At 52.5% G+C, this 23,511-nt stretch carries 15 protein-coding genes and 3 tRNA genes; 7 read left to right on the top strand and 11 right to left on the bottom strand.

The genetic code is table 11. The annotated features are described in order from the left end of the window. Positions 1–286 precede the first annotated feature (286 nt). The 5 genes from Q1Q75_RS05645 to Q1Q75_RS05665 all read right to left on the bottom strand — a co-directional run bounded on the left by Q1Q75_RS05645 (position 287) and on the right by Q1Q75_RS05665 (position 6,629). The gene (locus tag Q1Q75_RS05645) at positions 287–1,291 is read right to left on the bottom strand and encodes a BMP family ABC transporter substrate-binding protein (RefSeq protein ID WP_300668206.1); all 1,005 of its coding nucleotides are present in this window, start codon (positions 1,289–1,291) and stop codon (positions 287–289) included. A gap of 1,019 nt (positions 1,292–2,310) precedes the next feature. Further along, positions 2,311–2,844, bottom strand: a complete 534-nt coding sequence (locus Q1Q75_RS05650) for a hypothetical protein (protein ID WP_300668208.1) — start codon at positions 2,842–2,844, stop codon at positions 2,311–2,313. Between the two features lie 4 nt (positions 2,845–2,848). Then, positions 2,849–3,913 carry an ATP/GTP-binding protein gene (locus tag Q1Q75_RS05655; RefSeq protein WP_300668210.1) on the bottom strand — a complete coding sequence of 355 codons (1,065 nt, stop codon included), beginning with the start codon at positions 3,911–3,913 and terminating at the stop codon, positions 2,849–2,851. Between the two features lie 317 nt (positions 3,914–4,230). Then, on the bottom strand, positions 4,231–4,356 hold the full coding sequence (locus tag Q1Q75_RS05660) for a hypothetical protein (protein WP_300668212.1): 126 nt from the start codon (positions 4,354–4,356) through the stop codon (positions 4,231–4,233). A gap of 1,334 nt (positions 4,357–5,690) precedes the next feature. After that, positions 5,691–6,629, bottom strand: coding sequence for a GIY-YIG nuclease family protein (locus Q1Q75_RS05665; protein WP_300668214.1), 939 nt, complete (start codon positions 6,627–6,629; stop codon positions 5,691–5,693). 520 nt (positions 6,630–7,149) lie between these two features. Here Q1Q75_RS05665 and Q1Q75_RS05670 point away from each other — a divergent pair. The 5 genes from Q1Q75_RS05670 to Q1Q75_RS05690 all read left to right on the top strand — a co-directional run bounded on the left by Q1Q75_RS05670 (position 7,150) and on the right by Q1Q75_RS05690 (position 12,116). Beyond that, positions 7,150–8,112, top strand: a complete 963-nt coding sequence (locus Q1Q75_RS05670; RefSeq protein WP_300668216.1) for an HNH endonuclease — start codon at positions 7,150–7,152, stop codon at positions 8,110–8,112. Next, positions 8,082–8,882 (top strand): RhuM family protein, encoded by an 801-nt coding sequence (rhuM, locus tag Q1Q75_RS05675; protein ID WP_300668217.1) that lies wholly within the window; start codon positions 8,082–8,084, stop codon positions 8,880–8,882. The genes Q1Q75_RS05670 and rhuM overlap by 31 nt, the downstream gene beginning before the upstream one ends. 1,172 nt (positions 8,883–10,054) lie before the next feature. Continuing rightward, positions 10,055–10,131: transfer RNA gene (locus tag Q1Q75_RS05680), tRNA-Met, on the top strand. Between the two features lie 1,450 nt (positions 10,132–11,581). Beyond that, on the top strand, positions 11,582–11,944 hold the full coding sequence (locus tag Q1Q75_RS05685; protein WP_300668218.1) for a helix-turn-helix transcriptional regulator: 363 nt from the start codon (positions 11,582–11,584) through the stop codon (positions 11,942–11,944). Between the two features lie 95 nt (positions 11,945–12,039). Then, positions 12,040–12,116, top strand: a tRNA-Met gene (locus tag Q1Q75_RS05690). A 1,193-nt stretch (positions 12,117–13,309) separates the two neighbouring features. Here Q1Q75_RS05690 and Q1Q75_RS05695 read toward each other — a convergent pair. Both Q1Q75_RS05695 and Q1Q75_RS05700 read right to left on the bottom strand, forming a co-directional pair. Then, positions 13,310–15,394: an ankyrin repeat domain-containing protein gene (locus tag Q1Q75_RS05695; RefSeq protein ID WP_300668219.1), complete on the bottom strand. Its 2,085-nt coding sequence runs from the start codon at positions 15,392–15,394 to the stop codon at positions 13,310–13,312. A gap of 280 nt (positions 15,395–15,674) precedes the next feature. Beyond that, positions 15,675–16,268 (bottom strand): hypothetical protein, encoded by a 594-nt coding sequence (locus Q1Q75_RS05700; protein WP_300668220.1) that lies wholly within the window; start codon positions 16,266–16,268, stop codon positions 15,675–15,677. Positions 16,269–16,737: 469 nt separating this feature from the next. Here Q1Q75_RS05700 and Q1Q75_RS05705 point away from each other — a divergent pair, with 469 nt between their 5' ends. Further along, on the top strand, positions 16,738–18,015 hold the full coding sequence (locus Q1Q75_RS05705; protein ID WP_300668221.1) for an Hsp70 family protein: 1,278 nt from the start codon (positions 16,738–16,740) through the stop codon (positions 18,013–18,015). Positions 18,016–18,204: 189 nt separating this feature from the next. Here Q1Q75_RS05705 and Q1Q75_RS05710 read toward each other — a convergent pair whose 3' ends face one another. Further along, positions 18,205–18,516: a type II toxin-antitoxin system RelE/ParE family toxin gene (locus tag Q1Q75_RS05710; RefSeq protein WP_300668222.1), complete on the bottom strand. Its 312-nt coding sequence runs from the start codon at positions 18,514–18,516 to the stop codon at positions 18,205–18,207. Between the two features lie 5 nt (positions 18,517–18,521). Continuing rightward, positions 18,522–18,758 (bottom strand): type II toxin-antitoxin system ParD family antitoxin, encoded by a 237-nt coding sequence (locus Q1Q75_RS05715; RefSeq protein WP_300668223.1) that lies wholly within the window; start codon positions 18,756–18,758, stop codon positions 18,522–18,524. Positions 18,759–18,989: 231 nt separating this feature from the next. On the opposite strand from Q1Q75_RS05715, the gene Q1Q75_RS05720 reads away from it, so the two are divergent. Further along, positions 18,990–19,066, top strand: a tRNA-Met gene (locus tag Q1Q75_RS05720). Positions 19,067–19,433: 367 nt separating this feature from the next. On the opposite strand, the gene Q1Q75_RS05725 is transcribed toward Q1Q75_RS05720, so the two are convergent. Together Q1Q75_RS05725 and Q1Q75_RS05730 are read right to left on the bottom strand one after the other, a co-directional pair. Next, entirely contained in the window at positions 19,434–20,498 is a 1,065-nt protein-coding gene (locus Q1Q75_RS05725; RefSeq protein WP_300668225.1) for a hypothetical protein, read from the bottom strand. Positions 20,499–20,519: 21 nt separating this feature from the next. Further along, positions 20,520–23,189, bottom strand: coding sequence for a DEAD/DEAH box helicase (locus tag Q1Q75_RS05730; protein ID WP_300668226.1), 2,670 nt, complete (start codon positions 23,187–23,189; stop codon positions 20,520–20,522). Positions 23,190–23,511 lie beyond the last annotated feature (322 nt).

Below are 23,511 nucleotides of genomic sequence, written 5' to 3' on the forward strand. Positions count from 1 at the left end.
CTTTGATGACCGTTGCGATCATTCCGCGGTGCGCAAGCACACCCTGATATGATTGCCCCCCACACCGACGGTAGTATCAGCGACACCAGGGATCAAAGAAAAATCAATATTACATTGAAGCACAGGAAGATCATGAAGCGGCTATGCCGCTAAAAGCTTTTCCTTTTTCAGTTATAACCCTTCAGCGCTCTCTTTCTCAAAAGCGCATCTTGCCTGTCCCCTGGTTTCCCTGGTTTCTTTCTTAATATGAGCGCACCCAACTCGTGAAATATCCGGGATAGGTTTTCTACAACCCGGGAACGACAATCTTTCCGGATTTAATCATTTTTTCAATCTGAGCCAGCCTGGCTTTAATCTCCCCGGAGATGCTCGGGTCTGCCTGGTGGAAGGGGGCCAGTCCAATGCCGTTGTTCTTGATGTTGAACACACGGGTTCCCCCGGCAAAATGGCCTTTCACCGTCGTCTCAATCGCCTGGTAAACCGCATTGTCGACACGCTTCATGGCGCTTGAAATGAGATGATCTGAGGCGGGAACCGTCCCCTTCATAAAGGAGGTCATGTACTCGTCCTGATCCACTCCGATCACCCACGCTCCCTTCTGGGCCGCGAACTTGATGGCACCGGAACCTGTTTTTCCCCCCGCTCCGAAAATCACGTCCGCGCCCTGTTCCATCTGGGACAAGGCCGCGGCCTGTCCCCGAACTGGATCCGTGAAGCTGTCAATATAGACACCGAACACCTCACAGTCAGGATCCACGTATTTTGCACCCGCCTCATACCCCTTTCTGTACCTGATCACCGGGGGAATCTCGATACCAGCCACAACGCCAATAGCCTGCGTCTTAGACATCATGGCGGCCAGGGCACCAGCCATGAATCCCGCTTCGTTCTCGGCGAACACAAGCCCCATGATATTTTCAACCGCAGGATCGTTTGCGTGATCCACACTGATAAACTGAGTCCCAGGGTACTTTCTGGCCATAGATTGGGTGGCGTCCCATACCATATAACCCATGGTAATGATTACGTCATAGTCTTCCTCCACAAACTTTGCGATGTTTTTCTCATAATCGCTGGGCTGATGGGTCTCGATAAAGGCGGTTTCAATCCTAAAATCCCTGGCCGCCCGCATCATGCCGTTGTACGCGAATTCATTAAACGTACTGTCATCCACCCTCCCCACGTCGGTGACTAAACCGACCTTGAGGGTTTTCGCAGACGTTATCCCAGGCAGAACCGCCACCAGTACAAACAATGCCACAGTCAAACTGCAGATCACTTTTTTCATCATTTTCTCCATCTCCTGTCTTCTTTCCGCGTTCATCACTGGGCCCACCCCCAACCGGCAAATTTAAGGGGGGGTAAAACAGCCCTTATTTGAGAGGACGTCCTGCCATTCCGAAAAACAAAATAGTAAAAACATATCACTGCTTATAACTCATAGCCACCCCAAACGACAGGGCGATGTGCTGCCTCAGAACGACGGTTGCAAGAAAAATATAAAAGGACAAAAAGCAGTGCCTCCGGCGGCAAGGTGAGCCACCTTGAAAGCAGGTTTCCGCTGGGCTTTGCTTGTGGCTCGTCGAGAAAGGCATTCGCATTATGCCTGTCCCCTGATTTCGTGGAGGTCAGCTCGTCCCGGCATCGGCATTCGCCCACCTTCCTCCGTGGAATTCGATACGCCTTGCCCGTCCAATTCGACATCTATCTTAACACAGGGGGCAAATCATCCGCCCTTCCGGGTCGGCATCCATGAGAAATAATTTTATACTTTTCCCGTAGGCCAGGGTCATGTCGGTTTCCGTTCGTTAGAAGTAAGAACTCACAGCAAAAAAAACAGCCTCCGGCGGCGAGGTGTGCCACCTCGAAAGCGGGTTACCGCAGCGCTTTACCCTTCGTTCCTCAGGGCAAAGCGCTGCGGTGTTTCAATCTGCCGATAGTGTTTTTCAGCCATATTTGATTCACCACGGGACAACGCTTGGTGAAGCATAAACCCTGTCCCATGGGCACGGTCGGAACCCCGTAGGATGGGCAAAGGTAGTGCCGTGCCCATCTGGCGCGGGAACAACCTGCCACGTCCGTGAACGGTGTCGGCCTGCCTAAAATTTTGTAATCATCATCGTTACGGGTTTTCCAATGAAAGATGGGCACGCTTCGCGCTTTGCCCATCCTACGGGGCCTTCGTGATGCTGATGATGAGGCTTGAAAAAAGTGTGACATTCACGGTTTGGAATTTATAAGCACCACATTTGGACGCATGGTAAAAATATAAAACACGGATATTGAGGATCACCAGAGATGACAATCATATCAGTGCTTATATGATGAACTCTCATCAACAGACCAGCACATATCTGGGTTTGACTTTAGGCTGTGCTTGTCCACCACACGCGGGTGGGCATCCACGGCCTTCAATTTTTGTTTGAGTTTTTGGGTCATCTTTGACGGATCGATGACCTGTGGGAATAACTTGGATGGGTTGCGTGGTTGCTCAAGATGAAGAACGACACGAAGCTTTTTACACTGAAGCGCCTCCCCAGCCATTCTTCTCTCATCAGCGTCATTGGCGTTGCACCTGGCAGCAGCAAGGCCTGCAAGAGTGTCTCGAACCTTCAGTGCAATCTCATCTCCAAAATCCAAGATTTTGGTTCGCCGGTCTATTCTGTAGTCTTTCACTTCAATGAGCCAGGTCTGACGTTGATGGACACATATGAAATCGATGGCTTTGCATCCACCCCAAGCGCTTTGAATATGCGACTTGTAAAAGGTCCAGTCGTCATATTGGGTCGCCAATGAGTCCCCGGAAAATGTAAACGTCAGGCGGCCCTCATCCAATGGTGTCATGTGGTTACCCCATCTCTTCAGAATCCATATATCGGTCAGATTGAGCCAGCTCTTCATCGAGTAGCACCAGGGTGTTCAGCTCGTCTATGGTCGACCCTTGCTCCACAACAATGTCTGATGCGGATGTTTCTCGGGTGAGAGCGAGGTAGCGTTGCGTCATTTTTTTAAACCGAGCGTCGCATGAAATAATGGATAATTCTCGAAGTAGAAACAGGGAGTGAGTAGCCACAAAGACCTGAATACCGTTGTTGCAAAGTTCCAGAATGACCCTGGCTACCATTTTCACAAGTCTGGGATTCAGATTCGATTCAGGCTCATCCCAGAAGAGGTATCCCTTATCCAGCAACGAACCTGTTCCAATAAGCCGTGCCAACATAGCCAGTTTCCGCAGGCCTTCGGCTACCAATGACATCTCCATGGTGCCTTGTCCGGGGCGTTTCAAATAAAATCGACCATTGGTGTCCAGAATAACGTTTCCGCCCATGGCCTCTTGAAGGGGTCTCAGCAGCTCGGCAGCTTTTTTCTCTCCTGGGCCTCTAAGGGCAGGAGCACCCAGCAAAAGGCATGTGTCACGCCACGTCTCCTCAAACTCGAGGTATCTGCTCTCGTACATGGGAACAAAGCCAGGATAGAGCGTGAGAAGCTCTCGCGTGGGGAGAAAAACCGGTGCCTGGGTTTCCCATGCCCCGGGAAGGGTCTCGATCTGGACCTCTGTTTTGCTGGCGCTTGCAAATCCGAATTGGCAGCTTTTTTTATGATCATCAAAAACAAAACCAAGCTCACAGCGCTCCCGGCCCTGACGCTTCCTTACCAATCGTCCCAGACTTTCCGGTCTGAATACGTTGATGAATTTTTCAGCATACGTCTTTTGGAGAACCGTCTTTGTGGGGCCATTCCCCCCGGGTCTTCGCGCCTCTTCAGCACTGGCTGCCATGGCAGCATATGCGGCTTTCAGAAGGTGGGATTTACCGCTGCCATTTTCTCCAATGATGACATTCAAACCCGGTGCGAAGTGAAGGGTCTCTTCTTGAAAAACAGTCAGGTTTTTAATGGTCATCTGTTTGAGCATGGGGTCTCCCGGTTATATCAAAGCTTTGAAATGGTTTTAATTTAACTCTTTATATACCCTATCCCGGATATTTCATGAGAAACCGCAACACAAAGAAATATATAGCTTAATGGCAGAGTCTTGTCGCGAAAAAATAATGCGCTTGAAAAATACAAAATGTCATTTTGGGTTTTCTGTTCGATTTTCTCACCCTCCGGGCGAACCGAGTGCACCCATCTTCTGCGTTACCAGAGCTTTGAGGTAAACCACTACATCTGCAGCTCTGATGTCTTGAATATGAATGCACTCGACTCGTGAAATATCCGGGCTATAACACTTTATTGCACAATTTCCATGAGTTTGTCATAGCTCGTCACCACATCGTAATGAACCTCATCGATGGAAATCTTCGAAAAGAACCGTCTGGCGCATTCGACCTTCACCGCTTCTGTCATACGTACCATGGACTCTTCACCCGCTTTGGGACTTTCTCCAGGCTCCCGTAAATCTTTGTCTTTAGGCGCGCCAAGCTCAGTCACGGCTTTTTTCGCTCACCATCCCCCACACCACGTCGAAGCGAGACCACCTCGGACTCATGGAACTTTTTATTAAAATCAAAGGCAAACAGCTCAATCTACCTCAGGCTGCCAGAATAACGAAAACGTCCCGCCATACGATACCCCGTAGGGTGTGCTTGCGCACCATCTGTTTGAAAAACCAACGCCTCTCGCCATTTTTATGCTTCGTGGGGGGCATCCATCCATCGGCTTTCATGACCGTTGCGATCATTCCGCGGTGCGCAAGCGCACCCTACCTCACAGCCCCCACGCCGTCGGTAGTATCAGCGACACAGGGATCAAGAAAAATCAATATTACATTGAAGCACAGGAAGATCATGAAGTGGCTTCGCCGTCTCAAGAGGCGGGAATGCGGCTAAAAGCTTTTCCTTTTTCAGTTACAACCCTTCAGCGCTCTCTTCCTCAAAATCGCATCTTGCCTGTCCCCTGTTTTCAGGTGTCCTAGTTTGTTCCGATGGCCTGGTGAGCAAGCAAAGGACCGTTTAACCACGAACCACACGAAAAGCACGAACAGGGCAGCATTCTGCTCCCCCAAAAGAATCATTCCTGATTTCCGTTTTCACAGGAGACCCGATGGTGAGGGGCTCTCAGCGCTTGGTACACACCGGAGACGAGGTACCAGTTTTTCTGGTTTTTGATAGAAACGGAAGGGTGTGAAATTCGGGCTCTGAAGCGATTCTGATTGAGACGAAGGGTTAAGGGGTGTTGGAGAAGTTAACGTCAAATAAACACAGACAAAAAAAACTTTTCAAATATCACGACCCACCCACTTTTCCAAAGGCCGGCCTAAAACAAAACCATCAAACAACTTCGCAAAGATAAACTACTGATAAATAGACTTTTTCAGAAAAGGCTTATTCAAACAGCCCCACCTCAGTCAAACAACAGTCAAACAAATTTCAAACGGTTATTCCACCCAGCCCGGCAGATACTTTCTGGCCTTGTTCCCCACTGTTTCGTCATGGCAACGGAGACCCCTTCCCCCGGGAAAAAACTTAGCCACAGATCACACAGATGGACACAGATGCACCCTTCTCTCCCGCCTCAAAGTGGGAGAGAAGGGTATGGCGAAAGCAATCATAAATGATATGTTGAGGTTGCCGTGAGTGTCGGGTGACCGCAATCTGTTTAAAACCTGTTTGTCAAACTTTTCAAAAGTTTGGCCCCCGGCAGGGCCGCCGGAGGCAGGCAACTTTGGCTATGCTATTTAATGTTCGATCCTAAGCATCCCTGGCCCCAGTTAAAAACAGCGGATCGATCTCGGACGCCACATTCTCGGCACTCCCCACCTCCACCGCCTCAATCTCCTTAAGGGTCACCCCGGAGGCGGTTTTCCATTCGGTCCTGCCGTTGGCACTTCGCCCCAACACGATAGCTGCCGCCGTGGACGGGCTGCTGAACAAGACATCTTCCACAAACTCGTAGACGTGGTCCAACTTTCGGAGTTTTCCCGAAGCAATAAGGTCGTCCCGCCTGGCCAAAAACCCTTTTTGACAAGCAGGCGTTGGGTCCAGCCGGGCATGGCTGCCTTTCCGAACGACAAATCCATCAGCCGTCCGCAGCCCTGTTCCTTCGGCATCACCTGCACCGGCAAGATAAAAGATGTCATCCGTTTGAGCCAAGGATTCAGCCGCATCCACCGGCTTTACAATGGGCTCAAACACCTTAAACCCCATGGTGTTAAGCAAAAGCCGGGCATACACCGCAAACTCACCCATTTCAGCCTGGTCTGCCTCTGAAATACTGCTACGGGTGGGCGTTTGATCGTTTTCCACCGCATACCGCGCCGCAACCACCGCATCTTCATGGAACCGGGATTCCAAAAACTTCACATGGGCCTTGTTCAGGTTTTCATCCTTGCTGATAAAAACCACCGCCTCGTTCCAGAAATCACTTTTCGATACGTGCTGCTTCAACCGCTCAAAGGCGTTCTCCGTCTCTCCAATATAAACCCGAGGCTGGCCCGCGGTCTCCGGTGGTCCAAAAAGAAGATAAACTGCCGTGGAGGTCAGCTCCTCCCGGCTGCGGCATTCGCCCACCTTCCTCCGTGGAATTCGATACGCCTTGCCCGTCCAATTCGACAGCTCACATATCATCCGCCCTTCCGGGTCGGCATCCATGAGAAACAATTTTATACTTTTTCCGTAGGCCAGGGTCATGTGGGTTTCCGTTCTCTGGGGATAGTGAAGATTAAAAACAAAAAACTGCCTCCGGCTGCAAGGTGGCGCCACCTTGAAAGCGGGTAACCTCAGCGCCTGGAAACGATACCGGTCTGCCTAAAGTTTTGTAAGCACCATTGTTATGGCTTTCCGCTGAAAGCCTCAGCCACCGATGAAATCGGCTAAACGCAGGCGAATTATTCATACCCACTAAAAATGACTTGCCGACGCCTCCCTAACGATTCAAAAGGGATCCCCTCAATCCGGCACACCCCATCCATTCATTTTAAAAACGGCGGTAGTAATAAAATTATTTGTAGCCTGGAATTGATGAGAAATACAGGAGAAACATACAGCAAGGAAGAGGGGCTTGTCTCTATAAGAAGAACCTGATCACATGAAACAGAAAACAAAACCGCAAGTTGCCTTTGACAAACAAAGCCTTTGAAGTAAAGTAAACCAGACGTCAAACAAACTTCACCATTACACCTGAATCAATCGGTATCTCTCGGAGCCCCCCATGCTCACCCACTGGACCCAAAAACTCACCAAACTCCGCACCGACAAAAACCCCAAGCGTTGGAGCGCCCTCACCACCCACCAAGCGCCCCACAAACCATTTCTTCTTCTCGCCATCATGGATCTCATGGAGGCTGGCCGAATCACTGAAAACCGGTTCGAACCCTCCCTGGAGTTGGTGGAGGCCTTTTCAAGCTACTGGGACAAACTGTTCTCGAAAACGAAGATCTCGACCATGGCCTACCCTTTCCCCCGGCTTCAAGGCGACGGGGTTCTCACGCTGATCCCCCTGCCCGAAGTTTCTCACCCTCTTCCCCCCACGGAGATCCACTCTCTCCACAAGCTGCGAAGTTGTTACAGCCACGCCCAACTTGACGACTGTCTCTACATTCTGTTGCAAGGGCCAAAAACCCGGGAGATCTTGCGCTCGGCCCTTATCACCCACTACTTTGCCCCGGAAATCCGGCCAATAATCCAGGGGGAGTCAAGGGTCAACAGGCTATCGGCAACATACACCCAGTACCTTTTAAACAGAAAAACCCTCACCCCGAATGAGGTCAAAGAGGTGACCGTCACCCGTATCGTCAGAGACCGGGGATTTCGAGGAGCCCTCCTTCCCGAGTACGACCACAGATGCGCCCTCTGCAAGGTCCGAGTTCAGACACCGGAGGAGCATCACGTGGTGGATGCGGCCCACATCATCCCCTTTGCCGAGACGCAAAACAACGACCTCACCAATGGCCTGTCGCTCTGCAAACTCTGCCACTGGGCCTTTGACGAGGGGATGCTGGGGATCGACAAACACCACCAAATCATCGTTTCCCATCACCTGAAGTCGGCTGGCAACTCTGCGGCCCACCTCCTCGGGCTTGAAAACTGCCCCATTGTTGAGCCCAGGGATCAAACATTCTCGCCAGGGTTCGATAACCTTGCGTGGCACAGAAGAAGGGTCTTTGTCAGGTAAGGGATAGAAAGCAGGCGAAAGGTCATCGGCTATGGGCTATCGGCCGTGGAGTCGCTGCGCTCCAGCATAAGATAAAAAAGCCGCGGCGGAGCACGGCGCGCCCGGACGAGCGATGGCCTCTTCAGCAGCGGTTGCTTTTGCCCCTGTTCGTGCCTTTCGTGTGGTTCGTGGTCAGATTGCTTTGGGTTGTTTTTATCTTACGTCTTTCCTGTGGGACTTCCCTAAACAAAGAACGTCTTTTTCTTTTGTTTTTATCGGCAAAGCCGAATCTGTGTCCATCTGTGTGTATCTGTGGCCAACTTGTTTTTTTCGTTTCCAGCGGCGACGCCGTGACTGAAATCAGCCATATCCTGATCTACCAAAGTTCTGATGGCAACGCCCAGATGGATGTACGCTTTGAAACCAGCACAGCTTGGTTGACACAACGCCAGATGAGCGATGTGCTCGATACCACGCCTGAAAACGTATTGATGCATCTGAAAAAAATCTACAATGCCGGTGAACTGAAAGAAGATGCAACCGCTAAGGATTTCTTAGTGGTTCGAACCGAAGGCAAGCGACAGGTTAAACGGCGACTCAAACACTACAATCTGGATGCTGTAATTTCCGTTGGCTACCGAGCCAATTCCAAGCGAGGGGTACAGTTCCGCATCTGGGCCACTCAACGCCTGCGAGAATATCTGGTAGATGGATACAGCATCAACCAAAAGCGGTTTGACCAAAATATCTATAAATCTGGCGAACTGGTTGAAGCGCCAACTACCGAGTAATCCTCGGAAGTTCGTCTGAAAAGACCACAAATCATTCGGCCACCGCTAACGTCACCCCGCCGTGGATTGGGGCTTCATTGGAAAACCGTTCTTCGTGCTTGGTTCTTCGTTTTCTTGGTTCTTCGTTCGAGGAGTCGCTTCGCTTCACAGTTATAAAAAAAGCCGCACCGGAGTGCGGCGCTCCAGAATCACAGCCCAGGACAAAAACCCCCTCCCTGCAACACGCGCCAAAATCCATGGTGAGCCAGCGCCGCCCGGTGAATCGTGAATAGAAAATAGTGAATAGAGAAAAAACAGGCCATAGAATATAGCTGAGCTGAGCGAATTCCTTGAACCAAGCACGAAGAACAAAGAGCCACGAACGGCTTTTTCTCCTCACCCTTAGCCCTTCGCCTATTTCCCCTCTATGCCCTCACCCCTGTTTTCCCCCCTGTGGCCAAAACGGTTTTTTCTTTTCCAGCGGCGACGCATCACCCTGGGTGTGTTTCCGGGTGATGCAGGGGAGAACCGTGCATGGGTTTTCCTGGCCGGTACGGTTAACCCGCGGTGCGCAAGCACACCCTACCCTCACGCCCCGCGCACTGTCGGTTATCCGTTACGCGTCACCCCTGCAGAGAGGGCTTGCGTACCTTTGGCTTGAAAAACCAACACCGGTGGCTGTTTCTGGGCGATGCAGGGGGAGAACCGTTCGTGGGTTTTCCTGGCAGGTACGGTTAATCCGCGGTGCGCAAGCACACCCTACCCGCACGCCCCACGCACCGTCGGTTACCCGTTACGCATCACCCCCGTAAAGAGTGCTTGCGTACCCTTGGCTTGAAAAGCCAACACCTGAGGCTGTTTCCGAGCGATGCAGGGGAGAACCGTGCGTGGGTTTTCCTGGCAGGTACGGTTAATCCGCGGTGCGCAAGCACACCCTACCCGCACGCCCCACGCACCGTCGGTTATCCGTTACGCCACCGCATCTCTTTTGATTTCACAGAAGCTGAATCGTTACCATGGGTTTTTCTTATCCAGCGGCAACGCCGCCCTACTCACCATTCACCATTCACTATTCACTAATAGCCATGAGCGGAGCGAATTCCTTGAACCAAGCACGAAGAACAAAGAACCACGAACGCTTTTGTTTTTCCATTGACATCCCCCCGGCCCCCATGTAGTGTGCGCTTCATTGTTGCGGGATGGAGCAGTCTGGTAGCTCGTCGGGCTCATAACCCGAAGGTCAGTGGTTCAAATCCACTTCCCGCTACCAATTAAAAAATACAAAGGCCCAGAAGAGAAATCTTCCGGGCCTTTTTTGTTTTTAAAAAACGTTCTTCGTGAAAAAGCGTTCTTCGTGCTTGGTTCTTCGTTCTTCGTTCGAGGAGTCGCTTTGCTCCAGCCATTTCTAAAAAAAGCCGCACCGGAGTGCGGCGCTCCAGAATAGCCGCCCAGGACAAAAAGGCCTCACCTGCAACACCCGTCATAGTCCATGGCGTGCCAGCGCAGCCCTGTGAATCGTGAATAGAGGAAAAACAGGCCATAGAATATAGCTGAGCAGAGCGAATTCCTTGAACCAGGCACGAAGATCAAATAACCACGAACGCCTTTGTTTCCTCACCTTTAGCCTTTAGCCTATCGCCTATCGCCTTTTTTTCCCATCTGTGTCCATCTGTGTGTATCTGTGGCCAAAACGATATTTTCTTTTCCAGCGGCGACGCATCACCCTGGGTGTGTTTGCGCACCATTGGCTTGAAAAGCCAACACCTGTGGCTGTTTCCGGGCGATGCAGGGAAGAACCGTGCATGGATTTTCCTGGCTGCCACGATGAATCCGCGGTGCGCAAGCACACCCTACCCTCATGCCCCACGCACCGTCGGTTATCCGTTACGTGTCACCCCTGTAGAGAGGGCTTGCGTACTTTTGGCCTGAAAAACCAAAACCTGTGGATGTTTTTGGAGATGCAGGGGAGAACCGTGCATGGGTTTTCCTGGCTGGTCCGGTTAATCCGCGGTGCGCAAGCACACCCTACCCTCACGCCCCGCGCACTGTCGGTTATCCGTTACGCGTCACCCCTGTAGAGAGGGTTTGCGTACCTTTGGCTTGAAAAACCTACACCTGTGGCTGTTTCTGAGCGATGCAGGGGGGGAACCGTTCGTGGGTTTTTCTGGCCGGTACGGTTAATCCGCGGTGCGCAAGCACACCCTACCCTCACGCCCCACACACCGTCGGTTATCCGTTACGTGTCACCCCTGTAGAGAGGGCTTGCGTACCTTTTTGATTTCACAGAAGCTACATCGTTCCCACGGTTTTTTCTTTTCCAGTGGCAACGCCGCCCTACTCACCTGCATGAATATCATCTAAAAACCCATACAAATGATCCGTAAATATTGCAGCCTTATTTCATTCTTTATAGCGAGTTGTATTTTTAAGGCCTGATATTTTTACCTTGAACCCCACTCGAAAACCATTTAATATATAAGTTATGTATAACATCAGGTAGCACAAACGCGCATTCAAGCAGCTGAAAAAACTCCCGGTGCAAGACCAAACCCGAGCAAGACTCTCTGTTGCCGAGCTTGCCAACTGGCCGATGTGCCGTCACATCAAAGCACTTTCCAATCATTCGTACGGATATAGAATACGTGTTGGAAACTATCGAGTTCTGTTTGATGTGGAAGAAAAGATTCGCGTTATCAAGATCGAGGAGGTAAAAAATCGAGATGAACGCACCTATTAATCATCAAATCATCAAAGATGAAACCGGAAAACCTGCATTTGTGGTGATCTCCTATAACGATTACCTGAATCTCACCGGCAACCCACGCCCCAAAAAGAGACGCAACGAATCCGATTACATCCCCCACGAAATTGTTGATAAACACCTTGGAGACGGAAAAAGCCTTGTCCGTTCCTGGCGGGAACACCTGCACTTGACCCAGCGCGAGATGGGACAGCTCATGAACATCACCCAAGCGGCCTATTCCCACATGGAGAAACCCAACGCCAATTTGCAGCCTGAAACCCTGACCCGAATTGCAAGCGCCCTTGGAATCGACCTGGGATTGCTGACGTTAGAAGATTAACGGCTGAAAAAAAAGCACGAAGAACAAAAAACCACGAACGCTTTCATTTCCCCATTGACATCCCCCCGGCCCCCATGTAGTGTGCGCTTCATTGTTGCGGGATGGAGCAGTCTGGTAGCTCGTCGGGCTCATAACCCGAAGGTCAGTGGTTCAAATCCACTTCCCGCTACCAATCAAAAAATACAAAGGCCCAGAAGAGAAATCTTCCGGGCCTTTTTTGTTTTTTAAAAATGTTCTTCGTGAAAAAGCGTTCTTCGTGCTTCGTGCTTGGTTCTTGGTTCTTCGTTCGAGGAGTCGCTGCGCTTGGCCATTATAAAAAAGCCGCACTGGAATCGCCATCCAACATCATCAAGGCCCCAACATGGTGGGTTGTCGAAAACGTTCTTCGTGCTTGGTTCTTGGTTCTTCGTTGTGGAGTCGCTTCGCTCCGGCCATTTTAAAAAAAGCCGCACCGGAGTGTGGCGCTCCAGAATCGTCGCCCAAGACTAAAAGGCCTTCCCTGCAGCCATGGCGTGCCAGCCTCGCCCGGTGAATCGTGATTAGAATGTAGTGAATAGAGGGAAAACAGGTCATATAATATAGCCGAACGAAGCGAATTCCTTGAACCAGGCACGAAGAACAAAGAACCACGAACGCCTTTGTTTCCTCACCTTTAGCCTTTAGCCTATGGGCTATCGCCTATCGCCTGTTTTTCCCATCTGTGTCCATCTGTGTGTATCTGTGGCCAAAACGGTTTTTTCTTTTCCAGCGGCGACGCATCACCCTGGGTGTGTTTCCGGGCGATGCAGGGGAAAACCGTGCGTGGGTTTTCCTGGCCGGTACGGTTAATCCGCGGTGCGCAAGCACACCCTACCCTCACGCCCCACGCACCGTCTGTTATCCGTTACGCGTCACCCCTGTAGAGAGTGCTTGCGTACTTTTGGCCTGAAAAACCAACACCGGTGGCTGTTTCTGGGCGATGCGGGGGAGAACCGTGCGTGGGTTTTCCTGGCCGGTACGGTTAACCCGCGGTGCGCAAGCACACCCTACCCTCACGCCCCTCCACACTGTCGGTTACCCGTTACGCGTCACCCCTGTAGAGAGGGCTTGCGTACCTTTGGCTTGAAAAAACCACACCGGTGGCTGTTTCTGGGCGATGCGGGGGAGAACCGTGCGTGGGTTTTCCTGGCCGGTACGGTTAACCCGCGGTGCGCAAGCACACCCTACCCTCACGGCCCCCACACCGTCGGTGATCCGTTACGCGTCACCCCCGTAGAGAGTGCTTGCGCACTTTTTTTGATTTAACAGAAGCTGAATCGTTACCACGGTTTTTTCTTTTCCAGCGGCAACGCCGCCCTACTATTCACTGTTCACAGGCCCTGATTCTTATTTAAGATCGTAATAATAGGGCTCCCCTCGATCCTTAACATCGAGCGTCACTTGCCGCATCCCGTACTTCTTGCCTGAGATGGTCCGGGTGTTGTCGGTCCCTTTCCAGACCCAGGAGTCGGATTCTGCAAAAAAGTAAAAAATGCTGTTGCGGGATTTTCCTATCAATTCTTTCGCACCCGGATTAAGTTTTGCCCACGAATGCGTAGCCCAATCGCCGTCAGACCCTTTTATACGAGTCGCTATGTACACCGTTTCACTGGTGGAGTTCGTAAACCCAAGGAAATAGGTCATCTTCTCCTCAAGCATCTCTGCAAGATTTTTATACGACTCTTGGATCTTTTGGATCGCCTCTTCACCGACCAAAGCCAGCATGGGAATCTTCTCAGTCAGGTCGCTGCTGTCTCGATACGATTCGGCCATGGCCAAGGCATCCTGGCCTTTGTTGTTTTCAGGTGACAGGAAGGCCTTCAACTCGAGCAATTTTGTAATATGGGCCCAGCACTGGTTGTCGATGGCCACCATCAGGGGGGTATTGCCATCCTGGTTCTTCTTGTTCTTGTCGGCCCCCTTTTTGATGAGATATGCGGTCTCGTCTTCTGAGGAGAATCGATTTCTCACGGTGTGATGCAGCGGGGTATATCCGTCCTCGTCCGTGGCGTTGATATGGGCCCCGGCAGCCAGGAGAAGATCAATTTTTCCAAATCCCTGGTAACAAACCGTTCGGCTCAAGGGGGAACGGCCGGTGCTGTCCCGAATGTCCGGGTTGCAACCGATGTCTAAAAGGGCTTTCAGCACCTCCGTGCCGTGGAGATAGTGGGCTGCGATATGAAGAAAGCCATCACCGTCACTGTTTTTCTCTTCTTTATCAAGGCCCTGAGCCTTTCCGAGGATCCGAATCATCTCCGTATCTTCCATGCTCACAGCCAAGCTCAGCGGAGACCTCTCGCCCCCTGCCCTGGGGTGGGCAGTGACGCCCCGGTTGATGGCGCTCTGCAACCCTTCCCGGTCCCCTGCAAGCACCAGGCCGATCAGGTTGGTGACCGGTTTCGCTGCCGCACGCGCTTCAACTGTGGAGAGGGCCTTCATGGAGCCCTTAAGGGGAAAAACAACCTGCATCTTCTCATCCAGAACCGTCACCAGGTCAAACCGGAGTTCGGTGCCCCCTTTCAGGGCGGCAATGTCCTCGGCGTTCAGAGGCATGCTCGGCTGTTTCGAGTTCTGAACCAACTGGGGCCGACGCAGGGCCGTGCGCTGAAAAGCGTCCAGAGACTTTCCATCCAGATAAACCCCCTGCAATTTTTTGATAAATCCTTTTTCCGCTGCTTTCGGGTTACCCTCAATCCACATGGGGTAAAGTTGGGGCGAATAAGCCAGCCAGGGGACCCCTTCCACATAAGAAAATTCCAGCTGATGACGACCAAAAACATCCCCGGAGACTCTAAACTTACGCTGCAGGAGGACCGCAGCCCAGAGATCACCGCCCTTCCGCTTTGAACCGGCGCTCGCGGCCTTCCACTTAGCCCCTGAGTTGGAGAACACGGTCGTCGCCTGACGGCGATCTTTCTTATAACATCCCAGGGTCAAGTGGGTGGCGTTACCCACCGGGACATCGAGGCGCACCACATAATAGCTGTCCTCTTCCTCCAGCCTGGAGTGACGAAAAAAGACTCGAACCTCCTCTTGAGACCTTTCTTCCCGGTGGTAAAAAGCCATCTTCTTATGAATGGCTTTGGCCACATCACGATCGGCATGTTCCCACCCCTCGGGCAGATAGAACGTCACCTCCTCAGCCCTCACCGTGCCAGAGATCTTAAGGCCTGTGGCGTCGAAAAAAATGCGGCTCTCAAATCGGGCTTCCTCATTTTCCTCGTCATTGACGAAATTAGAAAATTTCGATTCGTCTTTTAATTGTGACAAATTGTGGTTCTCAAGGGCGTCAAAAACCGTGGAAAGCACCTCAACAAAAAGTCCGGCCTTCTCTTCTCCTGTCAACGGAGCGCCATCCGAGGCAGCAAAAGAGAAAAAGGGCTGGCAGAAAAAAACAAACAACACACACACAAACAAGCTGACACGTCTCATAAAGGGCTCCGTAGCGTCATCAAAGGGTCCGAAATAAGGCAAATACGAGCGCACACCATAACACATTCAGCTACCTAATGGATGTAATCCATCTCACTTTCTCAAAAACTATCCTTAAATTCTAAACAACTATTGAGGCCAATATGAGCGCAAAAAAGGCTCCGGTGGCAAAGGGGGGCTGGGGGGCCGAAAAAAAGGCAAGGGTCTTTGGTCCGGCAAGGGGTTTGAAACAGCCCTTGCCGGATCGTTTTGTAAGGCGGAAACGGAGGAGGGATTTTTATCAGGCTTTTCCGGGCAATGCGATCAGCGTCTCAACGTCGATGGCCGCGGCATACTCTTTGAGTTCATCCAGGGTGATGCCCTCCCCGTCAACAGTCACCAGAAAACGGTGAGCAATGATCATCTTGATATCACCGGAGACATTATTCGGGTCGTAGGTCACGATGGCCTTCTGCTGATGGATACGCTCCAGCCTGCCTCCATCCGCCTCGACTAACCGGGGGTGGGACATCTCCATCGCGGCGCTGCGCATCATCGGGGACCCGGCCACAATCTGAACGATCAGAGAGCCGCTTTCACCTTTTCGATAGATTCGTTCGGCGATCATCTCGCCACCGGGCTCCGCAAAACCCGATTCAACGGACGTGGCAGGATCGGAACGCCACCCCTTGCGAGGTGATGGCAACATAGCCGACAGGCTCTCTCCATTCGCCTGCTCGCTTATCGGGGCAGCCCACGCCGTGTTCTCAACCGCTGACCCCGACATATCCACGAAGGGAGTGATTTCAGCGGCAAAGCCGACCGAGGCCATCACAGGAAACAAAGTCGACACCAGACAAAAGACAAGGGGACGCATACCCACCAAAGAGATCATAGGAATAACTCCTTAATTTAAAAAATCATACATAACGTACGAAACATGAGAGACAGGGCACCCAGACTGAAAACCATCTCAGCACGGCGCGTCTCGGGTTGGATTTTTTTTGTTAAAAACCAATAATGATCAAGGGCCATTTATAATGGCCGGAGAGCAATATCACAGGCCAAAGGCGGGAACAAGGCTATTAGCCATTTATGAGCCAATAGGCTGTATCGGTCTGCCGACCGGCCCCCGCAGCAAACCAGGCCACGAAGAGCCGCCTGCCTTTTTTATCTCACCGCCCCTTGCCATTTGTGATCAAGTGGTGTAAATTCCCGATCTTCAAATTTAAAAAGCCCCTTTGCCGGCGCGCAAGAGCCATTGCGCACCGGCTTTTTTTTATGATGCTGTCTGAAACGCGGTGCCCACCGGCAGCTCGACTGCCCTTGGGGCCGCGCCTTTAATAGATGAGGTAAATCGTATTATGTCTGTTGTTTTTGGACTGGACTTCGGAACCAGCAACTCAGCCCTCTCGGCCAATATCGACGGCAACGTGTCGATGATCGATATCGACGGCTTTAACGAAACCGGAAATACTCTGAAATCGGTCATCTATTATGACGACGAGGAGCGCCAATTCTTCTCCGGCCAGGAGGCGGTGAACCAGTACATCGAAAACGACGCCTTCGGTCGATATATCCAGTCCATAAAATCCTTTTTACCTGACGCCAGTTTTGAAAAAACCGAGGTGGGAAACAAGACCTACACCCTGGAGCAGCTCATCGGCATGATCCTTCGAACGATCCGGGAAAGAGGCGAAAAGGCGGTGGGAAAAGCGGCGGACTGCCTGGTGCTGGGACGCCCCGTTGTCTTCTCCGAAGACCCCGAATGCGAGGCCCTGGCCAACCGGCGGCTGCTCAAAGCAGCTGAACTGGCCGGGTTCAAAGAGGTCCACCTTCAGCTGGAACCCATCGCAGCGGCCCTGGCCTATGAAAACACCTTGAAAAATGGGGAAGAAAAAACCGTGCTGGTGGGGGACTTCGGGGGCGGCACCTCGGACTTTACCATCATCAAAGCCAGGGGCGGGCAAAGCGGTTACACAAAAAACCGAAAAGAAGACGTCCTGGGCCTGGGCGGGATCTACATCGGGGGCGACACCTTTGATTCAGCGATTATGTGGAACAAGGTCGCCCCTTATTTCGGAAAAGAGGTGCGCGTCAAAGCACTCTACGACGATTTCACCCTGCCGGTTTCCTCCCTGATCCTCGGAAAACTCAAGCAGTGGCACCTGATTCCCCACCTGCGGCATCCAAAAATCGAGGCGATCTTAAAGGATATCCACCACCGGGCCGACAAACCGAAACTCATCGAGAATCTCCAGAAACTCATCGAAGACAACTACGGCTATCTCCTCTTCCGGGCCATCGAAGAGACAAAATGCCGTCTCTCCACCGATGAGACCGCTCTCATCCGCTTCAATGAAGGGAGCCTTGCCATCTCCGAACCCCTGCCCCGATCCGAGTTCGAAGGGATCATCAACGCCAACGTCACAAAAATCGACGCCTGTGTCGACGAGGTAATGACCCAGGCAGGACTCACCCCGGACCAGGTGGACACCGTCTTTCTCACCGGCGGGTCCTCCCATATCCTGAAAATCCGGGAGCTCTTTATCAAGCGGTTCGGCGCGGAAAAAATCGACGCCCAGAACGCCTTCACCAGCGTGGCCTACGGGCTGGGGTGCAGCCAGTATCTGGCGGGATAAAACAGCGTGCCTCCGGGGCCAGGGGATTTATCCCCTGGCCCCCAGGTTCGCAAGGGGTAAAGCAATTTTTCTTCTTCGTGCAGCCGTACTCTTCCTAATTTAAGCCCAAGAATCAGATCCCGATGGCGCATGAAATCCGTTTGACTTTAACCGGAATAACCACGACGGAAAAGTGAATCAGCTTAAGAATCAACGACCTTTCGAGTCTCCCATCTGGCCCTCGACATTCATTCTTTCATGCAAAATACGAATGATTTCAACCCGAGACGCCACCAGACGGTAAAATATCAAATGACGACCGACATGATAAACCCGATAACCCCTTCGAATATCGTCACACACCGCTCCAGAAAATGGCTGTTCAGATAGCAAATGAAAGCTTTCATCAAGCTTATGAAGATAGGTATTTCGTTGATCACGGCCCCATCTTTGGAGCATAAAAAGACCGATTAATTTAAGATCCTCGACGGCCTTTGCACTCATTCGGAATGATGACGGCATGCAATCTATTCCTCTTTATCAAGTGACTCAACCAACTGATCTAAAGAATATTCCACAAACCCACTGGCCTCACCCTCTTTCAACTCGTGCTGCAGGGCCTTCAATTTTAATTCTCGTTCTTCAAGTACACGCAATCCGTCTCGAATGACCTCGCTTGCAGATGCATAGCGACCACATTTAATTTGGTGGGCGATAAATTTTTCGAAATATTTCCCCAAAGTGACACTCGTATTCTTTTGCATAACGACACACCTCCATATCATTATTAATACCAATATATACCACATTCAGGTATTTGACGTAAAGGTCGTCACTTTTATCGTTTTTCCCAAGTTCCCATGTTGAGCCCTGCTCACCCTTTTCTTCAATGATGCAACAAAAGGGCTCCTCAACGAAGAATCAGGAACAAATCACCCGAAACGGTTTTTTCATTTGACTTGCCCACGCCCCCCATGTATTGTCGGCTTCGTTGTTGCGGGATGGAGCAGTCTGGTAGCTCGTCGGGCTCATAACCCGAAGGTCAGTGGTTCAAATCCACTTCCCGCTACCACTTAAAAAATACAAAGGCCCAGAAGAGAAATCTTCCGGGCCTTTTTTATTCTTTAAAAACCGTTCTTCGTTCTTCGTGCTTGGTTCTTCGTTCGAGGAGTCGCTGCGCTTCAGCGTTATAAAAAAACCGCACCGGAATCGCCGTCCAACATCATCAAGGCCCCAACATGGTGGGTTGTCGAAAACGTTCTTCGTTCTTGGTTCTTCGTTCGGGGAGTCGCTGCACTTCAGCGTTATAAAAAAAACCGCACCGGAGTGCGGCGTTCCAGTACGGGCTATCGCTGTTTATAACCTGTTTGTTAAACTTTTCAAAAGTTTAGCCCCCGGCAGGGCCGCCGGAGGCTTTTTTTCCCATGATCCGTTGTCCCTTACACCAGCTTGTACACCCCACGGTCCGGGGTCTCCACCCATCCTTTTTGCTTCATCTGATAGAGGGTGTTTCGCACCTTCTGGGGATCCATCTTTGACTGGGTGATCATCTCCGCCACCGGCAGGCCTTTCCCTTTCTTTTTCATCAGGATTGCCAGCTGTTTCATGGGTGCGTTCATCCCGGCCGTGTTGTCCGCTCTTTTATTAGGGGCCGGTTTCGTTTGAGCGGCGGGCTTTTTCTTTATGCTCTTTACCGGCTTCGCTTTTGATACAGGCGCACCCGCCGATTTCTTTCGGCCCTTGGCGGCTGGTTTCGGCGTTGGGGGTTCTGCTTCGCCCAGATCAATACCAAACAGATCCGAGAGACCGTCCGCATCGTCTATGACCCGATCGCTCTTTTTACCGGCCTTTCGCAGCAGCTCGCCTTTGGTCTCGTTCACCGTCTCGGAGATCAGGTCATCGACCTTCACCCTGCGGAGCAAAAAGAGAAGGGAGGGGTCTTCATCGAGGCGGGCACCGACCCCGTAGAGGCTGGCGGCCACATGCTTGCACAGGGTGGCCGAATCCGGGCAGCTGCAATGAAGGGAGATCTCGGTCGGGGAGGGAAAAAGGCCTTTTCCCTTGGCCGTCAACAAATCGGCCATGGCCTCCGGGAGACGCCCTGCCATCAGGGTCTGAACCGAGTCCATGGTGCCCATAGCCGCCTTTTTAAGGGCCTTCCACTTCGATATCAGCATAGGCGCAATGGTGACGGTAATCGTATAGGGTTGGCTCTCACTTCCCAGGACCAGGGCCGTCACCTTGCCGGCCGTCACCTGTAAATCCAGGACCGCTCCATGCCTGGCGTAGCTTCGGCCCCGCTCCAGGCGATAGGCGTAATCGGCGTACCCTTCCAGATTTTTATTCCAGGCCTTGCCCCACCAGGTTTTGGCCATGGCACCGCGCTCGGGGATGCACACCGGTGAGATTTTGGGATTCTTCTTTTTTAGCTGCTTCAGTTTTTTCTCGGCTTTGACCCGTTTTTCTGCCACCGAGACATATTTTGGATACCCGTAATAACCCATCGTGATCAAGCGCCCCGTTTTTTAAAGTGTCAATGTAAAGAGCTTCACCAGCTCATCGTCCGCCATCTCCGTCACAAGCACCTCCCCTGTGGGAGAGACCACCTGGTCTGCCAGGTCGCGTTTTTCATGAAGCATGAGATCAATTTTTTCTTCGATGGTCCCTCGGGTGACAAAGGTATGCACGATCACCTTTTTGGTTTGCCCAATACGAAACGCCCGGTCCGTGGCCTGATTTTCCACCGCCGGGTTCCACCACCGGTCAAAATGGACCACGTGGTTGGCCCGGGTGAGGTTAAGTCCCACGCCTCCGGCTTTTAAGGAAAGCACCATAAACGGGCAATAGGCTTCCCCTTGAAAGGTATCGATGAGACCGGCCCGTTTCCCTACGGGCACCCCGCCGTGGAGTACCAGCCCCGGATGACCAAAAATATCGGCAAGAAAGGCCCGCAGGGGCTCGGTCATCTCCTTGAACTGGGTAAAGACCAGAACCCGTTCCCGCTTCTCCAGCACGGTCTCGCAGATCTCGCGAAGCCGCTGAAACTTTCCGCTCTCGCTCTCTTTAAAATCCCCGCTGCCCACGTACTGATCCGGATGGTTACAGAGCTGCTTGAACTTCATGATAGAGGAGAGCACCAGGCCCCGCTTGGCGATCCCGTCGGTGGTTTCCAGCCGCTTCGCCAGGTCCTCCACCCCTTTGCGGTAGAGCACCACCTGTTTCTTGGAGAGCCCGGCATAGCTCTTCATCACCACCTTGTCCGGAAGATCGGAGATAATCGTCTTATCGGTTTTTAACCGGCGCAGGACAAAGGGCGAGATGAGTCGCCGCAGCCGGGCGTATCCTTTCGGATTCGTCTTCAGGCTTTTGGAAAAGTTGGCGAACTCATTTCGGCTGCCCAGGAGGCCAGGGTTCAGAAAATCAAAGAGGGACCAGAGGTCACCCAAGCGGTTTTCCACTGGGGTGCCGGTCATAGCAATCCGATGGGAGGCGGAAAGCTCTTTGACGGCGCGGGTCTGGCGAGTCCCCGGGTTTTTAATGGCCTGGGCTTCGTCCAGGATCAGGCAATCCCAGGAGCGCTCTCCCAGCCAGGGGTATTTTTGCACCAGGGTGTACGTGGTGATCACCAGATGAAAGCCGCCGGCATCATCCGGTCCGTCGGTTGCCAGCTGTTTTTTTTCTGAGGCCAGGGTCTTTCCCTTCACGGCCGTCACATAATCCGGATGGGCCACAAAGACGCGAAGGCCCGGCGCAAACCGCTCGATTTCATTCAGCCAGTTGGTGACCAGGGATGCGGGAAGCACCAGCAGAGAGGGACCACCCCGCTCCTCTTTGGCCCGGGCGTAAAGAAAGGAGAGGATCTGCACGGTCTTGCCAAGCCCCATGTCGTCGGCAAGGCAGGCCCCGAATTTCAGCTGCTCCAGAAAAACAAGCCAGTTGAGACCCTGCTGCTGATACCCTCGTAACGTGGCCTTAAACCCAGACCCTAAGGCCACCTTGGGGGCCAGTGAAGGGGTCTCTAATTTGGCCAGGGTCGCATCCAGCCACTCCCCCCGGGAGACCTCGCAGTCCACCTCGGCCATGGCACCGTCAAGGAGAAGCTCCGGCCGAAGCTGGAGCCGCATGGCTTCCCCTAAGGTCATCCCCTCATCGGCCAACTCACGAGCCCGCTCACACGCCGCAAGGGCCTGGGCCAGCTTGGCCTGGTCCACAGCCACCCAACGGTTTTTTAAAAAGGCGAGCCCTTCGCTTTCGGCCAGGATCTGCCGGGCCTCCTCGACGGTAAGCGCCAGATCGCCCATCACCAGCCCGGGAGAAAAGCTGAGCAGGGCCTTTTCACCTACCAGGCTCGGCGGCTTGTCGCCCAGGGAGAGACTCACTCGCACGCCGGACGCCTTGGGCTTCCACCAGTTCGGGATACGGCAGATCACCCCGCATGATTCGTAAAGGGGCACCTCTTTTAAAAAGTGAAAGGCCTCGTCCACATCCCAGGCCAGGGGATGAAAAATCTCCCCGCTCTCCACAAGATCCGCCACCCGTCGGCTCTCAGAAGCCGCCCGGTAAACGGTTGCAAGCAGCGAGACCAGGGCCTCGTCGTGAAACTCATCAAGGGCACGTTTCAGGGGCAGGTGCCGACCGGTTCCCGCCTGGGAGTAGGTGGCCATAAAGGCAAAAGGCATGGCGGCGTGCTTGTTCTCCACCAGGTGAAAGAACACCCGCCCGGCAAGATGAATCTCCGGGTTGAGACCCTCAAAAAACGAAGCCACGCTCCCGTCATGGGAGGCGAGACGGACCGAGAAACCTTCCCCCAAGCTCTCCCACACCGAGGCCAGCATGGCCGCGTCCACCCGATCGCCCCCCACCATCAGCGGAACACCGGTAAGAAACTCTGCCATGACCTCATCATCCTGGGGCGCCCGAGCGGTTTCCCGCAAGGCCTCAAGATCCGACAAGCGGACCAGCCCATTGACATAAGCCGTGGCCACCCTGGCCAGCCAGGCAAGGGACGGGTCCAGCCCCTGCGGTAACGTGGAGCAGCCCAGGGAAAAAAGCCAGCTCTCCGGTTCCTGCTGAAACCGGTCATAAAGCGCCTGTTGAAACCTGTCCAGAGCCTTGGGAAACGCTCTTTTTGAGCCTCCCCACTCCAAGTGCGGCACGCCGCCAGGCATGACGGACACTGTTAAAATCGAATCCATATTTATTGCAACCATCCCTGTCAGAAAAAGAACAAAAAAAACCTCCGCGGCAAGGGGTGTCATCTTGAAAGCGGGTTTAGCCAATGCCCGGATATCGCCACCTCCGGGTGGCGTAACCTATCCCGGATATTTCATGAGAAAACAATCAGGGTTAAGGAATAATCTGTAATTACAGTTCCTTGTAGTAACATTTTGAGATATTTTAAAAATGCAAAATGTAATCCACGGTATTCTGTCTGATTTTCTCACCCTTCGGGCGAGCCGGGTGCACTCATCTGCCGCGTTATCAGAGCTTTGAGGTAAACCACTACATCTTCAGCTC

Origin of the sequence: Desulfoluna sp. (genome assembly GCF_030145185.1) — a bacterium.
Lineage (GTDB): Bacteria > Desulfobacterota > Desulfobacteria > Desulfobacterales > Desulfolunaceae > Desulfoluna.

Bases quoted from the DNA above. Each gene is read 5' to 3' on its own strand.
- Q1Q75_RS05645 (WP_300668206.1), bottom strand. From the start codon at position 1,291: ATGATGAAAAAAGTGATCTGCAGTTTGACTGTGGCATTGTTTGTACTG.
- Q1Q75_RS05650 (WP_300668208.1), bottom strand. From the start codon at position 2,844: ATGACACCATTGGATGAGGGCCGCCTGACGTTTACATTTTCCGGGGAC.
- Q1Q75_RS05655 (WP_300668210.1), bottom strand. From the start codon at position 3,913: ATGCTCAAACAGATGACCATTAAAAACCTGACTGTTTTTCAAGAAGAG.
- Q1Q75_RS05660 (WP_300668212.1), bottom strand. From the start codon at position 4,356: ATGGTACGTATGACAGAAGCGGTGAAGGTCGAATGCGCCAGACGGTTC.
- Q1Q75_RS05665 (WP_300668214.1), bottom strand. From the start codon at position 6,629: ATGACCCTGGCCTACGGAAAAAGTATAAAATTGTTTCTCATGGATGCC.
- Q1Q75_RS05670 (WP_300668216.1), top strand. From the start codon at position 7,150: ATGCTCACCCACTGGACCCAAAAACTCACCAAACTCCGCACCGACAAA.
- Q1Q75_RS05685 (WP_300668218.1), top strand. From the start codon at position 11,582: ATGAACGCACCTATTAATCATCAAATCATCAAAGATGAAACCGGAAAA.
- Q1Q75_RS05695 (WP_300668219.1), bottom strand. From the start codon at position 15,394: ATGAGACGTGTCAGCTTGTTTGTGTGTGTGTTGTTTGTTTTTTTCTGC.
- Q1Q75_RS05700 (WP_300668220.1), bottom strand. From the start codon at position 16,268: ATGATCTCTTTGGTGGGTATGCGTCCCCTTGTCTTTTGTCTGGTGTCG.
- Q1Q75_RS05705 (WP_300668221.1), top strand. From the start codon at position 16,738: ATGTCTGTTGTTTTTGGACTGGACTTCGGAACCAGCAACTCAGCCCTC.
- Q1Q75_RS05710 (WP_300668222.1), bottom strand. From the start codon at position 18,516: ATGCCGTCATCATTCCGAATGAGTGCAAAGGCCGTCGAGGATCTTAAA.
- Q1Q75_RS05715 (WP_300668223.1), bottom strand. From the start codon at position 18,758: ATGCAAAAGAATACGAGTGTCACTTTGGGGAAATATTTCGAAAAATTT.
- Q1Q75_RS05725 (WP_300668225.1), bottom strand. From the start codon at position 20,498: ATGGGTTATTACGGGTATCCAAAATATGTCTCGGTGGCAGAAAAACGG.
- Q1Q75_RS05730 (WP_300668226.1), bottom strand. From the start codon at position 23,189: ATGGATTCGATTTTAACAGTGTCCGTCATGCCTGGCGGCGTGCCGCAC.